The 23490-nt window shown below is 66.0% G+C and carries 25 protein-coding genes and 1 tRNA gene; 13 read left to right on the top strand and 13 right to left on the bottom strand.

All coding sequences use genetic code 11. The features are described from left to right. Window positions 1-148 precede the first annotated feature (148 nt). The 5 genes from iolB (at window position 149) to OXF11_10905 (ending at window position 6027) form a co-directional block, all read left to right on the top strand. Window positions 149-958 (top strand): 5-deoxy-glucuronate isomerase, encoded by an 810-nt coding sequence (gene iolB, locus OXF11_10925; protein MCY4487611.1) that lies wholly within the window; start codon window positions 149-151, stop codon window positions 956-958. Further along, complete coding sequence (gene iolG / locus OXF11_10920) at window positions 955-1983, top strand: inositol 2-dehydrogenase (protein ID MCY4487610.1); 1029 nt, start codon at window positions 955-957, stop codon at window positions 1981-1983. Before iolB ends, iolG begins: the two co-directional genes overlap by 4 nt. A 180-nt stretch (window positions 1984-2163) precedes the next feature. After that, complete coding sequence (locus tag OXF11_10915) at window positions 2164-2931, top strand: aspartate/glutamate racemase family protein (protein ID MCY4487609.1); 768 nt, start codon at window positions 2164-2166, stop codon at window positions 2929-2931. 53 nt (window positions 2932-2984) lie between these two features. Beyond that, complete coding sequence (locus OXF11_10910) at window positions 2985-5096, top strand: AAA family ATPase (protein ID MCY4487608.1); 2112 nt, start codon at window positions 2985-2987, stop codon at window positions 5094-5096. Further along, entirely contained in the window at window positions 4990-6027 is a 1038-nt protein-coding gene (locus OXF11_10905; GenBank protein MCY4487607.1) for a hypothetical protein, read from the top strand. The genes OXF11_10910 and OXF11_10905 overlap by 107 nt, the downstream gene beginning before the upstream one ends. A gap of 243 nt (window positions 6028-6270) precedes the next feature. On the opposite strand, the gene OXF11_10900 is transcribed toward OXF11_10905, so the two are convergent. The 8 genes from OXF11_10900 to OXF11_10865 form a co-directional block, all read right to left on the bottom strand. Continuing rightward, entirely contained in the window at window positions 6271-7443 is a 1173-nt protein-coding gene (locus OXF11_10900) for a hypothetical protein (GenBank protein ID MCY4487606.1), read from the bottom strand. Between the two features lie 119 nt (window positions 7444-7562). Continuing rightward, window positions 7563-8015 (bottom strand): SRPBCC family protein, encoded by a 453-nt coding sequence (locus OXF11_10895; protein ID MCY4487605.1) that lies wholly within the window; start codon window positions 8013-8015, stop codon window positions 7563-7565. 16 nt (window positions 8016-8031) lie between these two features. Beyond that, window positions 8032-8898 (bottom strand): xanthine dehydrogenase family protein subunit M, encoded by an 867-nt coding sequence (locus tag OXF11_10890; GenBank protein ID MCY4487604.1) that lies wholly within the window; start codon window positions 8896-8898, stop codon window positions 8032-8034. An 11-nt stretch (window positions 8899-8909) separates the two neighbouring features. Continuing rightward, complete coding sequence (locus OXF11_10885) at window positions 8910-9377, bottom strand: (2Fe-2S)-binding protein (GenBank protein MCY4487603.1); 468 nt, start codon at window positions 9375-9377, stop codon at window positions 8910-8912. A 216-nt stretch (window positions 9378-9593) separates the two neighbouring features. Next, window positions 9594-10241 (bottom strand): hypothetical protein, encoded by a 648-nt coding sequence (locus tag OXF11_10880; protein ID MCY4487602.1) that lies wholly within the window; start codon window positions 10239-10241, stop codon window positions 9594-9596. 73 nt (window positions 10242-10314) lie between these two features. Continuing rightward, a complete protein-coding gene (locus OXF11_10875) occupies window positions 10315-10821 on the bottom strand; it encodes a hypothetical protein (protein ID MCY4487601.1) in 507 nt (168 codons plus the stop codon). A gap of 75 nt (window positions 10822-10896) precedes the next feature. Further along, window positions 10897-12024: a DNA polymerase III subunit delta gene (gene holA, locus OXF11_10870; protein ID MCY4487600.1), complete on the bottom strand. Its 1128-nt coding sequence runs from the start codon at window positions 12022-12024 to the stop codon at window positions 10897-10899. 23 nt (window positions 12025-12047) lie between these two features. Beyond that, window positions 12048-12275 carry a hypothetical protein gene (locus OXF11_10865; protein ID MCY4487599.1) on the bottom strand — a complete coding sequence of 76 codons (228 nt, stop codon included), beginning with the start codon at window positions 12273-12275 and terminating at the stop codon, window positions 12048-12050. A 246-nt stretch (window positions 12276-12521) separates the two neighbouring features. On the opposite strand from OXF11_10865, the gene OXF11_10860 reads away from it, so the two are divergent. The 8 genes from OXF11_10860 (at window position 12522) to OXF11_10825 (ending at window position 18081) form a co-directional block, all read left to right on the top strand. Beyond that, window positions 12522-13469 carry a fumarylacetoacetate hydrolase family protein gene (locus OXF11_10860; GenBank protein MCY4487598.1) on the top strand — a complete coding sequence of 316 codons (948 nt, stop codon included), beginning with the start codon at window positions 12522-12524 and terminating at the stop codon, window positions 13467-13469. Between the two features lie 87 nt (window positions 13470-13556). Then, window positions 13557-13757: a sulfur carrier protein ThiS gene (thiS, locus tag OXF11_10855; protein ID MCY4487597.1), complete on the top strand. Its 201-nt coding sequence runs from the start codon at window positions 13557-13559 to the stop codon at window positions 13755-13757. Between the two features lie 4 nt (window positions 13758-13761). Next, window positions 13762-14568 carry a thiazole synthase gene (locus tag OXF11_10850; protein ID MCY4487596.1) on the top strand — a complete coding sequence of 269 codons (807 nt, stop codon included), beginning with the start codon at window positions 13762-13764 and terminating at the stop codon, window positions 14566-14568. A 97-nt stretch (window positions 14569-14665) separates the two neighbouring features. Then, window positions 14666-15292 (top strand): thiamine phosphate synthase, encoded by a 627-nt coding sequence (gene thiE, locus OXF11_10845; protein ID MCY4487595.1) that lies wholly within the window; start codon window positions 14666-14668, stop codon window positions 15290-15292. Window positions 15293-15577: 285 nt separating this feature from the next. After that, window positions 15578-16285, top strand: coding sequence for an isochorismatase family protein (locus tag OXF11_10840; protein MCY4487594.1), 708 nt, complete (start codon window positions 15578-15580; stop codon window positions 16283-16285). Window positions 16286-16351: 66 nt separating this feature from the next. Next, window positions 16352-17149, top strand: coding sequence for an SDR family NAD(P)-dependent oxidoreductase (locus tag OXF11_10835; protein MCY4487593.1), 798 nt, complete (start codon window positions 16352-16354; stop codon window positions 17147-17149). A 69-nt stretch (window positions 17150-17218) separates the two neighbouring features. Next, window positions 17219-17294: transfer RNA gene (locus tag OXF11_10830), tRNA-Thr, on the top strand. 52 nt (window positions 17295-17346) lie between these two features. Then, window positions 17347-18081, top strand: coding sequence for a haloacid dehalogenase type II (locus OXF11_10825; protein MCY4487592.1), 735 nt, complete (start codon window positions 17347-17349; stop codon window positions 18079-18081). 2 nt (window positions 18082-18083) lie between these two features. Here the strand turns inward: OXF11_10825 and OXF11_10820 are convergent, their stop codons facing one another. The 5 genes from OXF11_10820 to der all read right to left on the bottom strand — a co-directional run bounded on the left by OXF11_10820 (window position 18084) and on the right by der (window position 23388). Beyond that, window positions 18084-19133 carry an ABC transporter ATP-binding protein gene (locus OXF11_10820; GenBank protein MCY4487591.1) on the bottom strand — a complete coding sequence of 350 codons (1050 nt, stop codon included), beginning with the start codon at window positions 19131-19133 and terminating at the stop codon, window positions 18084-18086. Window positions 19134-19141: 8 nt separating this feature from the next. Next, complete coding sequence (trmFO, locus tag OXF11_10815; GenBank protein MCY4487590.1) at window positions 19142-20494, bottom strand: methylenetetrahydrofolate--tRNA-(uracil(54)-C(5))-methyltransferase (FADH(2)-oxidizing) TrmFO; 1353 nt, start codon at window positions 20492-20494, stop codon at window positions 19142-19144. A 71-nt stretch (window positions 20495-20565) separates the two neighbouring features. Beyond that, window positions 20566-20781, bottom strand: coding sequence for a hypothetical protein (locus OXF11_10810; protein MCY4487589.1), 216 nt, complete (start codon window positions 20779-20781; stop codon window positions 20566-20568). 70 nt (window positions 20782-20851) lie between these two features. After that, complete coding sequence (gene dprA / locus OXF11_10805; GenBank protein ID MCY4487588.1) at window positions 20852-22045, bottom strand: DNA-processing protein DprA; 1194 nt, start codon at window positions 22043-22045, stop codon at window positions 20852-20854. Beyond that, on the bottom strand, window positions 22045-23388 hold the full coding sequence (gene der / locus OXF11_10800; protein ID MCY4487587.1) for a ribosome biogenesis GTPase Der: 1344 nt from the start codon (window positions 23386-23388) through the stop codon (window positions 22045-22047). Before der ends, dprA begins: the two co-directional genes overlap by 1 nt. Window positions 23389-23490: the final 102 nt, after the last annotated feature.

Genomic DNA, 23490 nt, shown 5'->3' with positions numbered 1-23490 from the left:
CTTGACACAGCCGCTTCCGCGGGAATGACGTTCCGTAGGGTCCCGCCTCACGGGTCTTGACACAGCCTGGCAAGCGGGAATGACCTATTCATAGTGTTCATGCCGCGCGGGTTTGACACGGCCTCGCGGCCCTCGGGAGGAAGAACCCATGAGCAGTTTACTGAGAAAACCGTCAGGGACGACGGGCAAGATCGTCGACATCACACCGGCGGACGCCGGCTGGCGCTACGTCGGCTTCGCGGTGTACGCGTTGAAGGCCGGGGACACGGCCGGCGAGGACACCGGGGATCGCGAGGCCATCCTTGTGATGGTCGACGGCAAGGCGCGCCTGTCCACGCCCGAGGTGGACTTCGGCGTCCAGGGCGAGCGCCTGAGCGTGTTCGAGCAGACCAAGCCGTACGCGGTCTATGTTCCCAACGGCACCTCCTGGTCGGCGCGCGCGGAAACGGACTGCACGATCGCCGTGTGCTCGGCTCCGGGCTTCGGCGGGCATCCGGCCGCGGCCATCGACCCGGCCGGCATCCCGGTGCTGGAGCGCGGCAAGGGCGCCAACACGCGCTACGTGCACCCCATCGCCATGGACGACGCCGACATCGCCGACAGCGTGCTGATCACGGAGGTGTTCACGCCACAGGGCAACTGGTCGAGCTCCCCGCCGCACCGACACGACAGCGACGAGGGCGCGGACATGACCTATCTCGAGGAGACCTACTATCACCGCATCGACCCGCCCCAGGGGTTCGGCTTCCAGCGGGTCTTCACCGAGGACGGGGAACTGGACGAGACCATGGCCGTGTCCGACGGCGACACCGTGCTGGTGCCCCGCGGGCACCATCCGTGCGGCGCTCCCTACGGGTACGACATGTACTACCTGAACGTCATGGCCGGCCCGAGACGGCAGTGGCGCTTCAGGAACCACCCCGACCACGACTGGATCTTCCAGCGGGACTCGAAGTGACGGACGCGACCGCGGACCCGGTCAGGCTGGGGCTCCTGGGAGCCGGCCGGATCGGTCAGACCCACGCCCGCTCCATCGCGGCCGCGGAGGGCGCCCGGCTGGTGGCGGTGGCCGATCCCGTCGAAGCGGCGGCGGCCGCGGTGGTCCGCATGACCGGCGCCCAAGCCGTGTCGGCCGAAGAACTGCTGCACGATCCCGCCGTCGAAGGCGTTCTCATCGCCACGCCCACCGACGTCCACGCCGATCTCATCAAGCGGGCGGCCGATGCGGGCAAGGCCATCTTCTGCGAGAAGCCTCTCGACCTCGACCTGTCCCGCGCCCAACAGGGCGTCACCGCCGCGGCCCGCCGCGGCGTGCCCCTCATGGTCGGGTTCAACCGCCGCTTCGATCCCTCGTTCCGGCGCCTGCGCGAAGAGATCGACGGCGGGCGCATCGGTGACGTGGAACTCGTGCAGATCACCTCGCGCGATCCCGCCCCGCCACCCCTCGCCTACATCCAACACTCCGGCGGCCTCTTCCGCGACATGATGATCCACGACCTGGACATGGCGCGGTTCCTGGTGGGAGAGCCCATCGTCGAGATCAGCGCCACCGGATCGGCTCTCGTGGACGAGACCATCGGCACCGCCGGCGACGTCGACACCGCGGTCGCGGTGCTGCGCTCGTCGGGCGGCCGCCTGTGCGTCATCTCCAACTCCCGCCGCGCCGTGTACGGCTACGACCAGCGCATCGAGATCCACGGCTCCGCCGGAATGCTCTCCGCGGGCAATCCCGTGGCCACCACGGTGACCCGCGCCGACGGCGCGGGCTTCGCCACCGACCCGCTGAACGACTTCTTCATGGACCGTTACGCGGATGCGTACCGGTTGGAGATGGCCGCCTTCTGCGCCGTCGTCCGGGGCGGCAACGTGCCCTATCCCGACGGCCGGGACGGCCTCGCCGCCCTCGCCATCGCCGACGCCGCGTCGGAGTCCCTGGCTACGGGCCGCACCGTTGCCGTCGAACCCGTGGACGGCACTCCGTAAGCGCCAACCTCGGCGCCGGTCCTCCGTCCGCCGCGTGTGTGATCTCATCCAGTGCCTTCGCGAAACGCCGGCCTGCTCGTAGCCACCCGCGCCAACGTGTATAAGGGAAGCCGATCACGGTCCAACCGGCAGCAGACTCGTGCATTAACCGGAACGTTGGCCCCTAAGGGAGGAACACCCATGCGCATCATGTTTCTCAACAAGGCGCCGAAGAACGCCGCGAAGTACGACGTGACCTCGGTGGAGAAGCTGCTTAACGGCTATGCATCGGAAGGGACACGGGTGGAAGTGCATTTCCCGGACAACTTCGCGGGCTCGGCCGTGGAGGACGTGACCGGGAACCAGAAGATGCTGAACGGGCTGGACCATATGATGGAGACGCCCTCCTTGATCCGGAAGATCTGCTGGGCCGCGGAGAACGGCTTTGACGCGGTGATCCAGTCGAACACTTTCGATCCGGGCATCGACGGCGGCCGGCTGGTGGTCAAGATCCCGGTCATCGGCCCGCTGCGCACCACCGTGCACGCCGCGGCCGTGCTGGCCGACCGAATCGGGATCACCGTCCCGCTGCCCTCCCACGTCCCCTACACCTGGCGGCTGTTGCGCACCATCGGAATGGACCACCTCGTCACCGACATCCGCGCGCTCGACATCTACGGCTCCGACATCAACGAGCGGCGCGCCGAGATCACCGAAACCACCATCGGCCTCATCCGCGACCTCGTGTCGCAGACCGGCGCCCAATGCGTCGTGCCGCTCGGCGGCGCCCTGATCCCGTACGTCGTCGACCCCGCCGCGCTGCAGGAAGGCGCCGGCGTGCCCGTGTTCAACACCAAGTCCGTGTCCATCCGCTTCGCGGAAATGTGCGTCGCCCTCGGCATGAGCCACAGCCCGTTGACCTACCCGCGGGCCGAGCTGAGCTACAAGGATCTGGTGGCGGAAATTTGACCTGGTTCGTCAGTCCTGAGCGGCGCGTGTAATGGGGCCGCAAGGAGTTCTTAATGAGTCGACTGGAACGTGCGGCCGCCATCCTTGAGGCCGCCGAGACGTGGAAACAGCGATGTCTGCTGCACGGCGGATCGATGTTCACCGACGAGAGGTTGTGGACGCGGGAATGCTTCGAACAACTTCATACCCACTTCGTTGAACGCCCCGACACGGGAACCGGGTCGTTCGATGAGAGGCTTCGGCGCCAACTCGAACCCGCGCCCCCGGAAGCTAAGCGTCTGTGGGCGGAAATGACGTGGCTTTACCTCTTGATCGTCAGCGGGGTGAAAGGTGTAACCAAGCACGACAGGATCAGGACGGTTTGGGAGTCGTCGGGCGCGGCGCTGCCTGAAGATCACCCAGCCTTGGGTGATGTACTGGACGGAGGGATCGTCTATCCGGGGATGGCCTACTTGGGACACCAACGGCATGAGTTCAACTTCATCATAACCCTAATGCGCGACTGGAGCTCGCGTACCCCGCAGGATCGGACCTCGCTGCTGAGTGGTTCTTGGGTCTTTGCGGCGTGGGTCGATAGTCATAGTGAAGGCCGCCGGCGTTCATTCCGTCATGCCTTGTTATTCCTGTTGTTCCCGGAGGTGTTCCAAGCCATCGTTTCCCTGAACCACAAGAAAGCCATCGTCGAAGCCTTTTCCGACGAAAATGGGAAGACGCTCGACGTTGGCAACATGAACCTCGTGGATCTCGACAAAAGGTTGCTGGAGGTAGTTCGACGGCTTCAAGAGGAGCGTCCTGGTGAGGAGATACACCTCTACGAATCACCGTTGAAAGAACGCTGGCAACCAGGCCCTACGATTCCGGCCAACGGCAACGGCTCGTTAGACGACGAGGCTTGGTACCGAAAACGTTTCGGCACGGCCAATGTGTGGGCTATCGGGGCGGGCCAAGGTGCACGCTTTTGGCCAGACTTCCAAGAACAGGGTATCGCGGCCATCGGATACAGTGAACTCGCGGACCTTGGCGAGTACGAGACCAAGGATGCCATCCACAGTGCACTGATCGAAAACGGCCGCGGGCCAAATCCAAGCAACCACTCGCTCGCTGCGTGGGAATTCGCTCATGAAATCAAGGTCGGTGACATCCTCATCGCGAAGAAGGGCCGCTCTGTCATCCTCGGCTGGGGAGAGGTCACCGGAGAGTACGTACATGACCCCGAGCGGGCGGGATATCCGAACCTGAGGACAGTTCAATGGCATCCTCGCCACACGCCGATCAGCCTCGACGACTTGATTTCCACCAAGACACTGACCCGATTCACTCCGTACAAGCAGTGGTTGCGGGATATCTTCAGCTTGATAGATGGCGATAGGCCTGTGGTGGTTCCACCGAAACCGTATGGTATCGGTTGTACGCTCAAGGATCTCTTCGTCGAAGAAACACAACTCCAGCGCATTCTCGACTCCCTCGCCCTGCGCAAGAATCTGATCCTCCAGGGGCCTCCGGGGGTAGGCAAGACGTTCATCGCCAAGCGAATCGCGTGGTGCCTGATCGGGTACAAGGATTCGCGTCCCATCGAGATGGTGCAGTTCCACCAGTCCTATGCGTACGAGGACTTCGTGCAGGGTTGGCGGCCTACGGAGACGGGCGGCTTCACGTTGCGTAATGGGGTGTTCTTCGAGTTTTGCAAGCGCGCGGAACAGGAGCCGGAGACGCCGTTCGTCTTCATCATCGACGAGATCAACCGGGGCAATCTGTCCAGGATCTTCGGGGAACTGCTCATGCTCATCGAAGCGGACAAGCGTGGCCCCGATCACGCGATCTCGCTTACCTACAGCACCGTCGGAGAACGCTTCAGCGTTCCGGACAACGTGCATATCCTGGGACTCATGAATACCGCGGACCGATCCCTGGCCATCGTCGACTACGCGCTCCGCCGCCGGTTCGCGTTCGAGACACTGGAGCCCGCGTACGGGACCAGGCAGTTCCGGGACTATCTGCTCAACGCGGACGTGGACCTGTCGCTCAGGTGGACAGGATGGTCGAAGATTTGCGCCGCTGATGGACCGGAAGATTCCCATCGCCAACATCTACTACCTCCTGTGCTACGCCTGGAGCCACGTGGAGGAGCGGGATGTCGTGCGGCTGGAGGAGTTGGATGGACTTGAAAGGGTCCACGACCTCCTGGGCAAGGTGCTGGCGGAGGGAACCTTCCGGCTGATCCGCAGGGGCATCGACCGCGGCTATCGGGAGGTACGCGAGGATCTCGCCGGCATCCGCGGGAAGATCGCCGTGGGGGAGACGGCAAAACGGTCACTGCGCGCCCGCGGACGGGTGACTTGTGACTTCGAGGAGCTGTCGCACGACGTGCTGCATAACCGCATCCTGCGTTCTACGCTCCGGTTGCTGCTAAGAGTCCAGGACCTGAACTCGGAAGTGCGCAGGGAGATCCGGAACGCCTACACCAAACTCGACGGCGTAAGCGTCGTGCGGTTGAATCGCCGTTTGTTTCAGCGCGTGCAACTCGACCGCAACCGCCGGTACTATCGCTTCCTGTTGTCCGTGTGCTGGCTCATCCATGAGCAGTTGCTGGTCGACGAGCGGTCCGGGGAGGCCCGGTTCACCGACTTCAGCGAAGAGCGGATGGAAAGACTGTACGAGGACTTCATCATCGAGTTCTATCGGCGCGAGCAGGAGCGCTACCGGGTCAATTATCGCGGACGCACAATCGCGTGGGTCGACGAAGGCACGCCCGACCATCACCGCTCAAAGCTCCCGCGCATGGAGGCCGACGTCATACTCGAAGCGCCGGACCGGCGCATCATCATGGATGCCAAGTACTACCGGGAGTCTTTGGGTGGCCGCTACGGCGGGAAACTGCACTCGAACAACCTCTATCAACTCCTGGCCTACCTGCGAAACCGCGAAGCCACCGAGCCGGCCGGGCCGAAGCACGAAGGGGTCTTGCTCTACCCGGTGGTCGACACGCCATTGGCGGCCGATGTCCGCCTGGAAGGCTTCTCGATCCGAGCCCGGAGCATCGATCTTGCCCGGGACTGGCGCCACATCCACGCCGACATGCTTGCCGTCATCGCGTAGGGCATTAAATTGCAGAGAGCCTCCGATAAACGCGGCGCAGTTCACATCCGTCATTCCCGCGAAAGCGGGAATCCAGGCGGGGTGGAGTGGGGCAACATGCCCGTTAGTGTTAGGCTCCGCCCCACCCCTGGATTCCCGCTTTCGCGGGAATGACGATTCAGGGGTTCGTTGCCTCGCAGATGGTGTTTTGACACGGCCTGCATTCCGGGAACCCGCGACAGTGCACGTCAATCAACCTGCCGCCTAATAGCTGTACTTCTCCACCTTCTCCCAGTCGATGGCGGCGCCGAAACCCGGGGCGTCGGTGGGCAGGATGCCGCCGTCGTGGAAGTCGAAGTCGCCGACGAAGGTATCGTCGCCCAGCTTCTCGAAGAAGTGTGTCTCCGTGGGCCAGGGAGCCAGGCTGGGGATGGCGGCGCGCAGGTGAATGCGCACGAGCGACCCGATCCGGGACTCAGAGTCCGTGCCGATGACCACGGGCAGACCGGCGGCGTCGGCGAGGGCGATATTCTTGAGCGAGTCGCTGATGCCGGTGCGGCGCAGCTTCACGCTGACGGCCCCTACCGCGTTGATCTTGATGAGGTGGTACACCGCGCCCACCGTGCCGCACGTCTGATCGCCGAGGAGTGCGATGGGCAGGTCCGCGGCCACTGCGGCCATGCGTAACGGATCGGTAAAGGTGCAGGGCTCTTCCAGAAAGGCGATGCCGTAGGGGGCCAGTTCGGGCAGGATCGTGCGCGCCTCGGTTTCGGTGTAGGCGCCGTTGGAGTCAGCCCACATGACCACGTCCTCGCCCACGGCGGCGCGGATGTCGCGGATCATGGTCACGTCCTCGCGTGAGCGCTTCCACGTCTTGATCTTCAGCGCGGAAAAGCCGCGCACCTCGATGGCTTCCACAGCCTGTTGAGTCATCGCTTCCGCGGTGTTGCCGTGGGCGATCCAGCCCACGGGTACGCGCGCGGGCTTGCCGCCGCCGAGGAGACGCCAGACCGGCTGCCCGAGCAGCTTGCCGCGCAGGTCCCAGAGGGCCACGTCGATGAGCGAATGCACGGTCCGCGCGCCCTTGACCTTGGCGATTCGCGCGAGAATGTCGTTGTGGGCGAAGGGGTCCGCCCCTTCGAGAAGCGGGGCGAAGAAGGTGCGGATGGCGTACGCCAGGAGCTTCGGGTCCTCTCCCGAGTGGGCGGGCCGGGCGACGGACTCGGCGATGCCTTCGGCGCCGCTTCGGGTCACGAGGCGCAGGAGGATGTAGGCGCCGCTGGCCTCCCGCACCGAGCGGAACTGCACGGCGTTCCGGTAGGGAAGCTCGATGCAGTACGTTTCGATGCGTTCGATGCTGTCGTCGGAACGCTCGGATTCCTCCCCGCCTGGTCCTTGAACCCATTCGGATTGCTGCGACACGCTCTCCTTGGCCATCGGTTTCCCTCGTTCTCTTCGCAAGTTAACCGCCCCCAAACGCAAACGGGCGGCCGGTAGTGCATCATCTACCGGCCGCCCGTCCGTTTCAAGAACCGCTCGGGTTCAGGACATGGATGCTAGTTCGCCGCCAGCTCCTTCTTGATGTTGTTGATGAAGGTGTTGAGCATCTGGTCGGCCTTCTTGCGGATGATGGGCTGGCCGAACTCGCCGATCTTGCCGAGGATGTTGACGTCGGTCTCCACGGTCAGCTCGGTCTCGCCGGCGCTCAGCTCCTTGAGCTCCATGGTGGACTTGCCGCGCATGGCGCCGGCCACACGCCGGTCCTCGGCCTCGGCCCGGAGCGCGGCGCGCCAGGCCGTCTCGTCCTTCTCCTCCAGCACGATCTTGCCCTGCAGGCTCAACGAAATGGGCCCGACCCGGACCTTCAGGGTGCCCTGGTAGGTCTCGCCGTCCACCTGCTCGACGTCCTGGACGCCGGGGAGGCAGGTGGCCACCCTGGGGATGTCCATGAGAAGCTGCCACAGGGGCTCGCGGCCCGCGGGCACGGTTGCGCTTTGACTGAATTTCACTCGATTCCTCCGTTGCTCAGGATGCGTCGGCGATGGCGGCTTCAAGCGCGCGCCGGACGAACACCGCGGCCATCTGTGTCTTGTAGGAGCCCGAGCCGCGGAAGTCGCTCACCGGGTCGGTGTGCTCCTTGGCCTTCTCGCCGGCTTCGCGCAGGCCCTCGGCCTTCACCGGCTGTCCGCGAAGCACGTCCTCGGAAGCCGTGGCGCGCACGGGCGTGGTGTTAACGCTGCCCATGGCGATGCGCACGTCCTGGATGGTGCTCTTGGCGGCGTCCAGCGTCACCACCGCGGCCGCGCTGACGGTGGCGTAGTCGTCGGCCGAGCGCGGCAGGAACTTGAGGTAGGCGGCGCCACTGTTGGCCGCCATGAGCGGCACGCTCACGCCGGTCACGATCTCCTCCGGCTCCAGCACGGTCTCGTAGTAGTCGCTGAAGAAGTCCTCGGCCGCCACCGAGCGGCTGCCGCCCGCGGAACCCAGCTCGAAGCTGGCGCCCAGGGCGATGAAGGTCGGCGGCGGGTCCTGGTTGGGATCGGCGTGGGCCAGGCCCCCGCCCACGGTAGCCATGGTGCGAACCCGCTGCGTGGCCACGTGGTGGTAGGTGGCGCCCAGCACCGGGAGCTTGCCCTGGACCACGTCCGACGCGTCCAGATGGGCGTGGCTCACGAGGCCGCCGATGCGCACGCTGCCATTGTTCTCCGATATTTCGCTCAACCCGGACACGTTGCGCAGGCTGATGACGCAGCTCGGCTGCAGGAGCTGCTGCTTCATCATGATCACGAGCGCGGTGCCGCCGGCGATGATCTTGCCGTCGGAACCGGCTTCCTTGAGGTCCGCGTAGGCCTCTTCCAGGCTCCCCGGAGTGCGGTAGTCAAAAGCGATCATTCCTCAACTCCCTACTTGGCGAACTCGTGCGCCTTCTCGATGGACTCGATGATCTTGTAGTAGCCGGTGCAACGGCACAGGTTGCCCATCATCCAGTCCTTGATCTCTTCCTCGTTGGGCCGGGGGTTCTGGTCCAGCAGCGCCTTGGCCGCCACCACTTGGCCGGGGGTGCAGATGCCGCACTGGAAACCGCCGTAGCGGATGAAGCTCTGCTGCACCGGATGAAGCTCGCCGTCCTGGGCGAGTCCCTCCACCGTCGTGACGTCACTGCCGTCGGCGAACACCGCCAGGGCCAGGCACGAACTCACCATCTCACCGTCGATGAGCACCGTGCACGCGCCGCAAACACCCACGCTGCACCCTTCCTTGGTTCCCGTGAGGCCCAGGTCGTAGCGGAGCATGTCCACCAACAGCCGGTTGGTGGGCACCTCAAGCTCGTGCTCCGTCCCGTTGACGCGAAACTTGATCTTCTTGTCCATGAAACTCCCTCTCCGATCGTGAGGTTTGGTCCGTCTGCCGGCTGGCGGGGTCGTGATGATTCCCGAATGCCGCTTTTATATAGGAAGAATCCCCGTAAAGTGCAACCGGCCCGGAGACGGGCCGATGGGGCGTTCCGGTGAGCGGAAACGGGGCCGTCACGCGCTCCTGCTCCCAGGTTCGCGCCCGTCGGAAGAGACAGCCCGAGGGTCGCCCGCTCAGCCCCCTCGCGTTGAGGGCGGCGCTCCTGATGCCGCTCCGCCCGCCGCCGGCCGGCGGCGCGGCGGCACCGCTTCCACCGGTTTCTCCATGAACTCGCCGATGCGCGCCGCGAGATCATCCAGCCGCCGGCCGCCGCCACGGTCGAGCAGCACGGACCCCGAGTCGGCGAGAAGCAGTCGCACCGAGCGGGCGGGGAACGACTTCTCTCCAGCCGTGGATCCGGCTACGGCGAAGCCGCTGTAGACTTGGTCATCGGCGACCCTCAGACCCGCGACCTCGTCGAAGCCGAGAGTCAGCCGCCGGCGCAGGAACAGGCTGCTGCGGGTCAGGGACACCGTGCGCGCGCGCCGGTCCAGGCGTATCGTGCGCTTGAGGGTGAAGAGGAACAACACCACCCCGAAGAGCACCACGTTCATGGCCGGAAAGTACCACAGGTTCCCCACTGCGCTGTCGAGCCCGTGAGCGCGAATGGCCAGGAACACCGGCACCGAGAGCAAGAGCAGGAAACAGGCGATGCCCAGGCACAGCAGCGCCGGAAAGCGTCCGCCGCGCCAGACCAGGTTCAGCTCGTGGCCGCCGGAAGGTTCCTGACGGAATCCGAGACGGCTGCCGATGGATTCGAAGTGTCGTGGGTCCCCTGTCATGAGTGCGGAATAAAACGGCCCCGCCGAGCTTATCCGAAATCGCGGGACGATCCAACAACGATCGCCGCGCCGTTCAGGGCACAAGCCTGATCTGCGTCGGGCCTTCCAGGATCATCTCCAGCCCGTATTTCGGGTCGTCCTTGATGCGCCCGGTCAGTTCCACCTCCTTCCCCTGGAACCGGTTCGGGTGGGCGTCCGCGCGCTCGAAGGCGTCGACGGCCGACGAGAAGATGACCGCGGTAAAGGCGGACCGGGAAGGGCCGAAGTCCAGGAACCAGGTGTTGCTCTTGGACGAGTGGCCCACGCGGTACACCCGGCCGCGCACCCGCGCCAATGCCCCGGCCAACCCCTGGAGCCGCTCGATCTCCATGACGTCGACCTCCGGGAGATCCCGGTCGGAGGCCGGATTCGCGGCGGTGGAATCACCGAGAGGGACCGCGCCGTCCGCTGGATCGCCCGCGCACGGCGCCGGTCCAGTCCAGCGCGCATACACCAGATGCCCCAGGAAGCCGGACAGAAACGCTCCCACCACAAGCCCGGCCAACGGAACGGAGAACCGCTGCAAGAAACCTGCCGCCATACCCTTGAACCCCCTTCGGTGAGTTGTCTTTCCGTAGGAGGAATCGGCGCGACCGACGCGGTCTTAAGGTCCGGCCTACGGCCGGCACATTTCCAGGATCAGCCTCTCCATGGCGGCCTGGGGCTGGTGGCCGGAGGACTTGAGGCGGGCGTCGGTGTCCTGGAGCACCCTGAGAAAGGTCCTGAGCTCGGGCAAGGTGAACTTCTCCGCGCGCTGCAAGGTCAGGAAATTGGCGTAGGGGCTCTTGGTGGGGAGTCCTTCGGTGTCTGCCGGGACCCGGTTCTGGAACTCCGCGTAGGACATGTGCCGGCGCCAGACCGCGGCCAGCTCGCGGTCGAGCAGTTGGCGCGCGCTCAGGAGGCGCCGCACATGGCTCGCGATGGCGCCGAGCATCATCAGCGGGTAATCGCCACCGGCCATCAGGCGGCGCAGAAAACCCAGGGCCCGAAGCGCGTCCCGCTGCCCCAGGGCGTCGGTGAGATCGAACACCCAGCTCTCGGACTGGTCCGTGAAGATTTCCTCGACGTCGGCGGCAACCACCGTATCCGCGTCACCGGCGTAGAGGATCAGCTTCTCGAGCTCCTGGTGCACGATCCAGAGCTCGTTGCCGCATCGGGACAGCACCATCTCGCGAGCCTCGGTCTCGATGCGCTTGCGCGCCCTCCGCAGATGCTGATCGAGAAACGCCGCCAGCGCCTCCCGGCGGATGCGTCCGCTGCGGTCGCGTTCCACCGACAGGTCGAGGACGCACCCCTGGCGGCTCAACTGCTTGTAGGCGCGGCCGCGCTTGTCCACCTGGGGAGCCAACAGCAGCAGGCGCGCGCCGTGGGGCAGGCCGCGTTCGAGGAGTTCAACGATCCGCTCCGTTTCTTCGGCCTTGGGCTTGCCGGAACCGGACGTCGGCTCGTTCCCCCCGTCTCCCTTGCGCTCTGGAGGAGCGAACCAGGGAACGTACTCAGCCACCACCGTGCAGGCGGGAGCGAAGAGTGACGGGGTCATGAGGGCAGCCTCGATGTCGCCCCACGAGGCGGCGCGGGCGTCGAACCGGGAGACGGCGAGGCTTGCGCCATCGCCGGGGGCCAGGTGTTCCAGGATCGCGCGGCTCGCTCCCCGGACACGATACTCGTCTCCGTGAACCAGCATGATCCCAAGCCCCTTGCCGTCGCGAAGGGCCTGCAGCAGCGCTTCCAAGTCTTGCGCCATCGATCAACACCGCCGGGGCGGCGTCAGCGTTTCGAAACCCACATCTGGTTCTTCTCGCTCCAGGCGAAATCCGACTTCCAGACCTTGAGACCGACCGTAAAATCGCCGCCGGAGCGGGAAAGGAAGACCTTCTGGGTCGAATGGGGGATGTCCACCCGCGCCACGATCATCACCTGTCTGCGCAAGTTCCCCCGGATCAGAACGCGGTCCCCCACCTCCATCGTGGTGCGTTGTCCCTTGGTGCGTTTCACATCGCGAGGGTACCACCGCCCAACCGGCCGCGCAATTTCGAACTTTTGAGGCCGCCAGTCCCCTGCCCACGGCAGCGGCCTTGACAAAGGGCACGGCGCTTCTCTATGAGAGATAGTGGCGGCATTTCGGACCGCTTGTCCGACGCGCAGGGATGCCCGCCTTACCCTTTCCTTCTTTCCAACAGAGAGAACGAGAAAGCCTTACAGAACCGGCCCTCGGGACCGGAGCCGGACAGGAGGTCATCCATGCGTTTCGTGACTTACAATTTTCAGAGCAAGGCCCGTCTGGGCTTGATGACCGGAGACGATCAGATCATCGATCTCCAGGAAGTCGCCAAACGCTACTTGCCCGGCGACACCGCCGCCTATTTGGGCAGCATGCAGTCGTTCGTCGAGGCCGGCGCCAAGGCCGTCAACACCGCCAAGAAGGCCGCCCGCTACGTCGAGGACCTCGATACCAAGGGCACCCGCAGGCTCGCCCAGGCCGGCATCCTGATGAAGCGCAACCGCGTGAGGCTGCTGTCGCCGATCCCCGCTCCGCGAAAGAACGTCATCTGTCTGGGAGTCAACTATCAAGAGCACATCGACGAGGGCGCGCGCGCGCGCGGCATCCAGTTCAACACGCCCGAGGTGCCGGTGTTCTTCACCAAGCCGGCCACCGCGGTCATCGGCGACCAGGGCAAGGTGCTCGCGCACTCCGTCACCAACAGGATCGACTGGGAGGTGGAGCTGGCCGTGGTGATCGGCCGCAAGGGCCGGAACATCCCCGCCGCCAAGGCCAACGACTACATCTTCGGCTATACGGTGTGCCTGGACATGACCGCCCGCGACCTGCAGCGCCGCCACCTCCAGTGGTGGAAGGGCAAGTCCCTCGACACCTTCTGCCCGCTGGGACCCAGCATCGTGCACAAGAGCACCATGCCCGACCCCAAGAACATCCGGCTCCAGTGCCGCGTGAACGGCGAGACCATGCAGGACGGCAACACGCGGGACATGATCTTCGACGTCCCCACGACCATCGAGCATCTGTCCGCCGGCCTCACCCTGGAACCCGGCGACATCATCAGCACCGGAACGCCGTCGGGCGTAGGCTTCGCCCGGACTCCACCCATCTTCCTCAACGTCGGCGACACGGTGGAAGGCGAGGTGGAAGGCATCGGCGTGCTGGAGGTGAAGATCGCCGCCGCGCGCTAACGCACCGTTTCCGCGGGGCCCTGCCGGCTGTGGTGTCCGTTGCGTTTTGCTAGTATCCTGTCAGACACAATCGGTGGGGAACCTGTCGTGGTAATCCAAGTCAACGGCAAGGACAGCGAAGTCGCGCCCGACATCAGCGTCGCCCAGCTCCTGGAACATCTGGAGATCCGGCCCGGGCGCGTGGTGGTGGAACTCAACGCCGAGGTCGTTGCACGCGACGCGCACGGCGACACGCAATTGAAGGAAGGTGACGAGGTGGAAATCGTCCACTTCGTCGGTGGCGGCTAGAGTCATGACCCAATCCACGCAAGCCTCGAAAGCGGCGACGCCCGACTGCTTCCGCCTCGCCGGCAAGGAATACCGCTCGCGCCTCATCGTCGGCACCGGCAAGTACAAGGACTTCGAGGAGACCCGCAAGGCCATCGAGACCTCCGGCGCGGAGATCGTCACCGTCGCGGTGCGGCGGGTCAACATCACCGACCCGGATCAGGCAAACCTGCTCGACTACCTCGACCCCAAGAAGTTCACGATCCTGCCCAACACCGCCGGTTGCTACACGCCGGAAGAAGCCGTGCGCACCTGCCGCCTGGCGCGCGAGGCGGGGGTCGGCGACATGGTCAAGCTCGAGGTCATCGGCGACGACAAGACCCTGTTCCCGGACATCCCCGGCACTCTGGAGGCCGCGCGCCTGCTCATCGAGGACGGCTTCACCGTGCTGCCGTACATCAGCGACGACGTGGTCACCGCCAAGAAGCTCGAGGACATGGGCTGCGCCGCGGTCATGCCTCTCGCGGCGCCCATCGGCTCGGGCCTCGGCATCCGCAACCCCTACAACATCCGCATCATCCAGGAACACGTGTCCATCCCGGTGATCGTGGACGCCGGCGTGGGCACCGCCTCCGACGCCGCCATCGTCATGGAGATGGGCTGCGACGGCGTGCTCATGAACACCGCCATCGCCGGCGCCAAGGACCCCGTGCTCATGGCCGATGCCATGAGGCAGGCCGTGGAGGCCGGCCGCAAGGCCTTCCTGGCCGGGCGCATTCCCATGAAGCTTTACGCCACCGCATCCAGTCCCATCGAGGGACTGCTCACCTGACCGGCGGCCGCCACCGGAGAGGTCTTGAGAGCCGGCGCGTTCGAACCGGGCCGGGCGACCCGAGCCAACGACCTCGTATCGGCCAATGAGCAGACCCGTGCGCACCATCGATTTCGACCTGTATCTCGTCACCGACCGCAACACCACGGCGGGGCGTGAGCTGTTGTGGGTGCTGGAAGAGGCCCTGGAGGGAGGCGTCCGCGCCGTCCAGCTCCGGGAGAAGGACCTGGAGGCGCGTGCGCTCCTGGAGTTGGCGCGGAGGGTGAATGCGCTGTGCCACCGCTACGGCGCCGAGCTCTTCGTCAACGACCGCGTCGACGTGGCCCTGGCCGCGGACGCCGCCGGCGTGCACTTGGCCGCCAACTCCCTGCCCGTGAAAGTCGCACGGGAACTGCTCGGCCCTGACCGGAAGATGGGCGTCTCCACCCATTCCGTGGAGGAAGCGCGAGCCGCCGCGGGAGCCGGCGCCGACCTCATCGTCTTCGGCCCCGTCTACCCCACCCCATCCAAGCTCGCCTTCGGCGCTCCCCAGGGTCCCGCCGCCCTCAAGGCCGTCACCGACGCCACCTTCGTCCCGGTCTTCGCCATCGGCGGCGTCAAGCAGCAGCACCTGCCCGAGATCAAGGCCCACGGCACCGCGCGCATCGCCCTCATCTCCGCCATCGCCGAAGCCCCCGACCCCCGGACCGCGGCCCGGGACATGCTCGCCGCGCTGCGGGCGTGAGACACAGGATGGCGCTGACGCCCTTCCTGTAATTCCCGCGGAACAGGCTGTGTCAAAACGTCGTCCGGACAAGAATTGGCGCCAGCCCCGCGAGTCGTCATTCCCGCGGAAGCGGGAAGGTGGATTCCCGCTTCCGCGGGAATGACGACTCGCGGGGCTCTGCCCATCAGTTTTGACACAGCCTGGAAAGCGGGAATCCAGGGGTGGTGGGGCGGCGCCGGGAACAGTCCATATTGAGTCACGTCCGGCGTTTGGTATATGGTACAGCCCACGAGGAGGAACGCCATGAGAGATTGGGAAAAGATCGTCCCTGAATACGACCGCCAAGTCTACGAAAAGGCCGGCTACACCGGCAAACAACCCTTCGGACAGAAGCCCGCGCTGCTGATCATCGACGTCATCACGGCCTTCACCGGAACCAGGCCGATGGAGACCCTGGACGCCATCGACGAGTTCCGGTCGAGCTGCGGCAAGGCCGCGTGGCAGGCGCTGCCGCACATCCGCAAGCTCCTGGTGGCGTGCCGCAAGAGCAAGGTGCCGGTGATCTATTCCACCAGTGATCCCGACTTCAAGGCGGTCTTCGGCAACGCCACCAAACGCGCGACGGAGCCCACCACGTCGAGCGACAAGGCGGTGGAGTTCCCGCAAATGATCCGACCGCGCAAGGACGAATACGTGGTGCACAAGGCCCGCGCCAGCGCGTTCTTCGGCACCCACCTGGTGACCTACCTGACGCGCAAGAACATCGACTCGCTGATCGTCACCGGCGCCTCCACCTCCGGCTGCGTCCGCTCCACGGTCATCGACGGCTACTCCAACGGCTACTCCGTACACGTCGTGGAGGAAGGCACCTTCGACCGCTCGCCGTTCTCGCACCTCGTGAACCTCTACGAGATGAACAGCAAGTACGCCACCGTGGTGACCCGGGCCGAGGCGCTGGCCTACGTCGAGTCGCTGCGAGCCGTACCGGAGATCCGGGCGGCACAGCGGTAGCGACCACACTCCAACGAAAACATCCAGCCCGCCGGCGGCGGGCGTGGGGAGCTCTGGAGAAATTCAATGAGAGACCTCGGACTCAAGGACAAAGTAGTGCTGATCACAGGCGGAGCCGGCGTGCTCGGCACGGCCTTCTCGCAGGGCTTCGCAGACCACGGCGCGAAGCTGGCCATCAACGACCTCCGGGAAGAAAAGGCCCTGGAGTGCATCGGCAACCTCACCGGCGACGTCGAGGCGATCCCCGCGCCCTGCGACGTCTCCGACGACGCCGACGTGGGCCGTATGGTCAACGAAGTGGTGGAGCGGCTCGGCAGCATCGACGTGGTGGTCAATGCCGCCGCCGTACAGATCTACCCGCCCAAGACCATCACCGAGATGGAGCCCGGCGAGTGGGACTTCGTGCTCGACATCTGCCTCAAGGCCGCCTACCTCACCACCCGCCACGTGGCGCCGGTGATGAAACGCCAGGGCGGCGGCAAGATCGTCAACATCGCCTCCATCGCCGGGCACCGCGGCACCGCCGGCGGCTCCGCCTACAGCGCCGCCAAGGGCGGCGTCGTCATGCTCACCCGGCAGATGGCCGTGGAGCTCGGCCGGGACAACATCAACGTCAACTCCGTCAGCCCCGGCTTCACGCCCAACCGCCTCACCACCATCTACGAATATGAGGCCATCGCCAAAGGCGCCAGCGAAGGCCCCGAGCCCTCCCACGCCGCCGGCGAGTTCACCCCGCCCGCCCTCGGCCGCAAGGGCGAAATCGAAGACTTCGTCGGCCCGGTGCTCTTCCTCGCCTCCCAGTGGGCCAACTACATCACCGGGGCCGACCTGCCGGTGGAGGGGGGCCGGATGGCGGCGCGGTAGCCCCGCCAGTGGCTTGCCGACACATGCGGCCGACTGCTAGATTAGTGGTCCTCGCCCGCCCAACTCATCGCCACCCTAGCTCAGATGGTAGAGCAACTGATTCGTAATCAGTAGGTCGCCGGTTCGAGTCCGGCGGGTGGCTCCAGTCTTTTCAAGGGGCTTCGCTGACCAAAGCGAAGACCGGCATTCACTAAACGATGTCTGAACTGACCGACTACCGTGCCTTGACGTTCGACTGCTACGGCACCCTGATCGACTGGGAATCCGGGATCTGGGATGCGCTGCAGCCGCTGATCATGCGGAGCGGCCGCTCGGACGTGACCCGGGAGGCCGGTCTGCTCGCGTTCGCGAAAAACGAAAGCCGACACCAACGCTCATCGCCTGGTCTGCGCTATCCGGAACTGCTGGTGCGGGTGCATCGAAGCATCGCGGAGAGTCTCGGCATGGCGACCAGCGAGGCGCTCGACGAAGCCTTCGGCGAATCGGTGCCCTTGTGGCCGGCGTTCCCGGACTCCGCGGATGCGCTTCGCGTGCTCAAGCGGCATTACAAGCTGGTCATCCTTTCGAACGTGCATCGCGAAGGCTTCGCGGCCTCCAACCGCAAGCTCGGCGTCGATTTCGATGCGATCTACACCGCGGAGGACGTTGGCTCCTACAAGCCGGCCGATGCGAACTTCGAATACCTTCTCGCGCATCTCGACTCGGACCTCGGGATGAACAAAGGCGACATTCTGCACACCGCTCAAAGCCTGCATCACGACCACGCGCCCGCGAAGCGCTTCGGCCTCGCCAACGCCTGGATCGACCGTCAGCGACTCTCGGAGGGTGGAAGCTGGGGGGCGACGGAGGAGGTGGAAGACGTGCCTGAGGTGGACTTCAAGTTCTATTCCATGGGTGAGATGGCCCAAGCGGTGCAGGCCGAAGCGGTGTAACGTCAGGACGACGCGGCGGCGCACGGGAAAGCGATGACCTCCGAGGGCCGCACCGTCACGCGCACCCGGGTGCCGGCGGGAAGAACATACGTCGAAGGTTGGCTGCTGCGAACGTGCGCGCCCGACGGAAGGGTCACTTGGTACAGGTTCTCGGCGCCGCGAAACCGCCGGCGCGCCACCACGCCGACACCGTCCTCCGCGGCTTCCAACTCCACCTCGTCCGGCCGCACCAGGACGTCGACCTTCGTATCGACGGGCAATCCGGAATCGTTGGGGAACCTGCCCACTTCGGTTTCGATGCCGTCGCGCACGACCCCGGGGACGAAATCCGACCGGCCGACGAACTCGGCGACGAAACGCGTCTCAGGCTGGCGGTACAGCACCTCGGGCTCGGAAATCTGTTCCAGCACACCCTGGTTGAGGATGCCGATGCGGTCCGCCAGCGTGAACGCCTCTTCCTGGTCGTGGGTCACGATGATGGCGCTGGTGTCGGACTCGCGCAGGATCCGTAGCAGCTCCTCGCGCATCTCGGCCCGCATGTCGGAGTCCAGGTTGCTGAAAGGCTCGTCCAGCAGGAGCAACAGGGGGTTGGGCGCCAGCGCCCGGGCCAGCGCCACGCGCTGCTGCTGGCCGCCGGAGATCTCGTGAGGATAGCGGGCGGCCATCTCGTCCATGCCCACCACGGCGAGCACGCGCCGTGCCGTGTCCTCGCGCTCCTTGCGCGACTCGTCCCGCAGCCCGAACATGACATTCTCCAGCAGCGTCAGGTGCGGGAACAGGGCGTAGTCCTGGAACACCATGCCGATACGCCGTTTCTCGGGCTCGATCCACATGCCGTCGCCCGAGAGCGGTGCTCCGTGGAGCAGGATCCTGCCGCTGTCGGGCCGGTCGAAACCCGCGATCATGCGCAGCGTCGTGGTCTTGCCCGAGCCGCTGGGACCGAGCAGCGCGAGGATCTCCCGTTCACGCAAGGTGAAGCTCACGTGGGACACCGCCACCGGGGCGATGCGCGCATGGGTCTTGGAGATATCCTCGAGAGTGATCAGGGACACCGGCGTCCTCACGCTTCACGCACGGCAACCGACGCGCCGCCCTCGCCGCACTCCAGCCACCAGCGCTCCAGGTCCCGCAACGCCCGTTCCGCCATGAATTCCTTCTTGCGCCGGCCCTTTGTCTTGAAGGGAAGGCTCGGGAACAGTCCGAAGTTGACGTTCATGGGCTGAAAGTCCTGGCGCGCGGCATCGGACACGTAGGCGAGCAGGCCGCCCAGCGCCGTGGTGGCGGGCGGCGTCACCGGCTTCGCCCCGGAAAGCAGCCGGGCGGCGTTGACGCCGGCGAGGAGGCCGGACGCGGCCGATTCGATGTAGCCCTCGACCCCGGTAATCTGGCCGGCGAAGAAGAGCCGCGGGCCGCCGCGCCACTGCAGCGTCGGCAACAGGTGCCGCGGCGCGTTGATGTAGGTGTTGCGGTGCAGGCTGCCGTAGCGCACGAACACCGCCTTGGCCAGTCCCGGGATCAGCGAGAACACGCGCTTCTGTTCGGGATGGGTCATCTTGGTCTGAAAGCCCACGAGGTTGTACAGGGTCCCCTCGCGGTTCTCCTGGCGCAACTGCACCACCGCGTAGGGCCTCTCCCCCGAAGCCGGGTCCACGAGCCCGGTGGGGCGCATGGGTCCGAACGCCAAGGTCTCGCGACCGCGCCGGGCCATCTCCTCGACCGGCAGGCACCCCTCGAAGAAGCGTTCGAAGCTGCGCACCGGTACCTTCTCGGCTTCCACCACCGAGTCCACCAGCCGGTAGTATTCGGCCTGGGTCAGCGGCAGGTTCAGGTAGTCGCCGGGATTCTCGTCGTAGCGGGAGGCGCGAAACGCCACGGACGCGTCCACGGATTCGGCGGTGACCACCGGCGAGATGGCATCGTAGTAGTAGAGATGCTCGGCTCCCAGGAGCTCCCGCAGACGCTCCGACAGCGGCCCCGATGTCAGCGGCCCGGTGGCGACGATGGTGAGGCCCGGCGGAATGGCGTCGATTTCGCGGCGGATCAGGCGCAGGCCCGGCAGCGACGACACCCGCTCGGAAATGGCCTCGGCGAAGCGCACCCGGTCCACGGCCAGGGCGGAGCCCGCGGGGACCTGGTGCGCCTCCCCCAGCTCGATCATCAACGAGCCCATGCGGCGCATCTCTTCCTTGAGCAACCCCGCCCCAGTGGTCAGCAACCGGGAACGGAACGAGTTGCTGCACACCAATTCGGCCAGATGGCCGGTGGTGTGCGCCTCGGTGCGGCGCACCGGCCTCATCTCGTACAGGTCCACCGGTACGCCCCGCCGGGCGAGCTGCCACGCGGCCTCGCACCCGGCGAGCCCGCCGCCCACGACGTTCACACGCTCGATATTGTCGCTCACCTGCGCGTTCATGGTGTCATACGCGAAGGGGCGGCAGACTGGACCTCTGCCGCCCCACGCAAACCTCTTCTTGGCCGTCCTTTTCAGGAAACGACATCAGTCTTGTTGTCTCGCCGGGTGAATCCCTCGAACAGGCCTTCCAAGCGGGCCATGCGCTCTCGCAAGTCCGCGATATCGCGCTTCATGGATCGAAGATCGGGCAGGATCAGCCCCGCCAAGGCGATCCCCGTCCCGAAGACAGCGACGAGAATACCGAAAACACCAAGGAGAATCTGCGTTTCCGATGAAGCAGCGAGCATGTTGTTCTCCCTTTGATCATCCATACCACAAGGGCACCACCAACGTAAGACATTTCGAGAAACCAACGGGTCACCGAGCCGCTCCCGTGGTGCCGATGACAGCCGTGTTCAGAGCATATCTGTTTCCCGGCAACTGCCTGAGCAGGCCCTGAAGCTCCAGCTCCAGAAGAACCTCACAGACCTGCTGCGCTGGAAGGTCCGTCCGGTCCATGACGTCGTCCACATGCAGCGGTCCCGCCTCGAGATCGCGCAGGATCGCGCCATAGGCACCGCCGAGAGGAACGTGGACGCGGCCGGAATCACCCGCGTCGATCGCCGCTTCCGGCCGAGCATCGCGCGCCTGCGCCGCCAATTGCGGCACGATTTCCTCGATCACGTCGCTCACGTCCTCCACCAGCTTGGCTCCCTGCCGGATCAGCCGGTGCGGGCCGCGGCTGCGGCTGGCGCGCGCCGGGCCGGGCACGGCGAACACCTCGCGGCCCTGCTCCAGCGCGCAGCGCGCCGTGATGAGGGAGCCGCTGCGCTCGGTGGCTTCCACCACCACCACGCCCAGAGCGAGGCCGCTGATGAGCCGGTTGCGCGACGGGAAGTGGTGCGGCAGCGGGCGCGTGCCCAGGGGATAGTCAGAGAGCACCGCGCCGCCACCTTCGATGCGGCGGCTCAGATCGCGGTGCTCTGGTGGATAGGGCACGTCCACTCCCGAGCCCAGCACCGCCACGGTCCAGCCACCTCCGTCCAACGCAGCTTCGTGGGCGTGGCGGTCGATACCCCGGGCCATGCCGCTGACGACCACGATGCCGGCCGCGGCCAACCCACGGCACAGCAGCCGGGTCATCTCGCGGCCGTACTCGCTCGGCGCGCGCGTGCCCACGACGCCCACCGAAGCGTACCCAACCGCCTCCGGCGATCCCCTTGCATAGAGCACCGGGGGCGGATCGTGTATGGCGCGCAACCGTTCCGGATAGGCCGGGTCCGTGTACCGCACCAGCCGCACCCCGGCTTCGCGCACCCGGCGCATCTCTTCCGCCAGGCGATCCCACGCCGAGAACGCCAGCAGTCCTTCCACCGCCGGCCGGCTCAGCCCGACAATGTCCCGCAACCTGCTCCGGCCGCCGAAGAAAGCATCCGTGGGATCGCCGAAGACCTCCGCGATGCGCCGGAACCCCACGCACCCAAGGCCCGGAACTTCGCCGAACGCAAGCCAGGCGAGGTCCCTCCGGCTCTCATCCGGCGTCCGGCCGCGGGCACGCGCCGCACCGGCCACTAGTCTTCATCCCTGCCCGCGCGCGCCCGGAACGTCAGGCGCAAAGGCGCGTGCTCGAGGCCCAGCTCCGCGCGCAGCGCCTTCACCAGATAGCGCTGGTAGTTCGCGCCGAAGCCTTGGGGATTGTTCACGAACAGGGTGAACGTCGGCGGGCGCACGTCCGTCTGCGTGGCGTAGTAGACCTTCACGGGGCGCCCGCGGAGCTGCGGCGCGGAATGGCGCTCGGTGAGACGGCGCAGCACCCGATTGAGCAACGGGGTCTTGATCCACCGGCGTTGTTCCTCGCCCACCCGTATCACCGTGTCCATCAGCCTGTTCATGCCCGACCCTTCCATTGCCGACATAGATACGATCGGCACGTGGTCGGCGAACGGTAGCCGCCGTTGCAAGAAATTCCGGTATTCGCGCAGACTCACCTGCTCCGTGTCCAGCAGGTCCCACTTGTTGATGCCCAGGACCATCCCCTTGCCCCGCTGCGACGTGTAGGACATCACCTGGGCGTCCTGATCGGTCACTCCTTCGGCCCCGTCCAAGAGGTGGATGACCACGTCCCCGCCGTCCACCGAGCGCAGGGCGCGGCTCACGCTGTAGCGTTCCACCGGATCCACCACCCGCGCCTTGCGCCGGATGCCCGCGGTATCGGTGAGGCGGCAAACCGTTCCGTTCCAGGTGAAGTCGGCCTGGAGCGCGTCCCTAGTGGTGCCGGGCTGGGAGTCCACCAGGGAACGGTCGTAGCCCAGGAGCCGGTTCACCAGCGTGGACTTGCCCACGTTGGGACGCCCCACCACCGCAAGTGCCAGGGACTCCACCGCCTCGCGGGCGCCCGCCGTTTCCCGGGGCAAGGCGTCCACGACCTCTTGCATCAGGTCCGCGACCCCGAGCCCGTGCTCCGCCGAGAGCGGATAGAGCCGCTCGACGCCCAGCCGGTAGAACTCGTAGAGATCGCTCTCGCGCGGCCCGGTGTCCAGCTTGTTCACCGCGTAGAACACGGGCTTGGCGGCCTGCCGCAACACCTCCACCGCGGCCGTGTCCGGCGGCATGGGCCCGGTGCGGCCGTCCAGGAGGAACACGATGACATCGGCCTCGTTCACCGCGGTCATGGTCTGCTGCAGGATGCGCCCCTTGAGCCCCTCGCGCTCGTCCGGCTCCATCCCCCCGGTGTCCACCAGCACGAACCGATGCCGGCGCCACGACACCTCGTTGTAGTTGCGGTCGCGGGTGACCCCCGGCTGATCGTTCACGATGGCGCGCCGCGCCCGGCTCAGGCGGTTGAACAGCGTGGACTTGCCCACATTGGGCCGCCCCACGATGGCCACCACCGGCAGATTTTCGGATGTGTTCATGTATCGTGGAGTGTCCCGAGGGCACGCCCTCATCAGGATCGTACGGTCGAGTGTCCGGCAGGACAGCGGCGGGCATCTGAAACCGGACGGCGATGCCTGCGA

This window comes from Deltaproteobacteria bacterium, assembly GCA_026712905.1.
In the GTDB taxonomy this organism is placed as follows: domain Bacteria; phylum Desulfobacterota; class Binatia; order UBA9968; family JAJDTQ01; genus JAJDTQ01.
The sequence above is the reverse complement of the archived record's forward strand: the minus strand, read 5'-3'. Positions and strand labels throughout refer to the sequence as shown.

What these genes read in the sequence shown, in the direction of transcription:
- OXF11_10875 (MCY4487601.1), bottom strand. Translation starts at nt 10,821, where the DNA reads ATGGCGGCAGGTTTCTTGCAGCGGTTCTCCGTTCCGTTGGCCGGGCTT.
- OXF11_10850 (MCY4487596.1), top strand. Translation starts at nt 13,762, where the DNA reads ATGACCCAATCCACGCAAGCCTCGAAAGCGGCGACGCCCGACTGCTTC.
- OXF11_10915 (MCY4487609.1), top strand. Translation starts at nt 2,164, where the DNA reads ATGCGCATCATGTTTCTCAACAAGGCGCCGAAGAACGCCGCGAAGTAC.
- OXF11_10810 (MCY4487589.1), bottom strand. Translation starts at nt 20,781, where the DNA reads ATGCTCGCTGCTTCATCGGAAACGCAGATTCTCCTTGGTGTTTTCGGT.
- OXF11_10840 (MCY4487594.1), top strand. Translation starts at nt 15,578, where the DNA reads ATGAGAGATTGGGAAAAGATCGTCCCTGAATACGACCGCCAAGTCTAC.
- holA (MCY4487600.1), bottom strand. Translation starts at nt 12,024, where the DNA reads ATGGCGCAAGACTTGGAAGCGCTGCTGCAGGCCCTTCGCGACGGCAAG.
- OXF11_10880 (MCY4487602.1), bottom strand. Translation starts at nt 10,241, where the DNA reads ATGACAGGGGACCCACGACACTTCGAATCCATCGGCAGCCGTCTCGGA.
- OXF11_10900 (MCY4487606.1), bottom strand. Translation starts at nt 7,443, where the DNA reads ATGGCCAAGGAGAGCGTGTCGCAGCAATCCGAATGGGTTCAAGGACCA.
- der (MCY4487587.1), bottom strand. Translation starts at nt 23,388, where the DNA reads ATGAACACATCCGAAAATCTGCCGGTGGTGGCCATCGTGGGGCGGCCC.
- trmFO (MCY4487590.1), bottom strand. Translation starts at nt 20,494, where the DNA reads ATGAACGCGCAGGTGAGCGACAATATCGAGCGTGTGAACGTCGTGGGC.
- OXF11_10825 (MCY4487592.1), top strand. Translation starts at nt 17,347, where the DNA reads ATGTCTGAACTGACCGACTACCGTGCCTTGACGTTCGACTGCTACGGC.
- OXF11_10860 (MCY4487598.1), top strand. Translation starts at nt 12,522, where the DNA reads ATGCGTTTCGTGACTTACAATTTTCAGAGCAAGGCCCGTCTGGGCTTG.
- OXF11_10910 (MCY4487608.1), top strand. Translation starts at nt 2,985, where the DNA reads ATGAGTCGACTGGAACGTGCGGCCGCCATCCTTGAGGCCGCCGAGACG.
- OXF11_10890 (MCY4487604.1), bottom strand. Translation starts at nt 8,898, where the DNA reads ATGATCGCTTTTGACTACCGCACTCCGGGGAGCCTGGAAGAGGCCTAC.
- iolB (MCY4487611.1), top strand. Translation starts at nt 149, where the DNA reads ATGAGCAGTTTACTGAGAAAACCGTCAGGGACGACGGGCAAGATCGTC.
- OXF11_10905 (MCY4487607.1), top strand. Translation starts at nt 4,990, where the DNA reads ATGGACCGGAAGATTCCCATCGCCAACATCTACTACCTCCTGTGCTAC.
- OXF11_10885 (MCY4487603.1), bottom strand. Translation starts at nt 9,377, where the DNA reads ATGGACAAGAAGATCAAGTTTCGCGTCAACGGGACGGAGCACGAGCTT.
- OXF11_10835 (MCY4487593.1), top strand. Translation starts at nt 16,352, where the DNA reads ATGAGAGACCTCGGACTCAAGGACAAAGTAGTGCTGATCACAGGCGGA.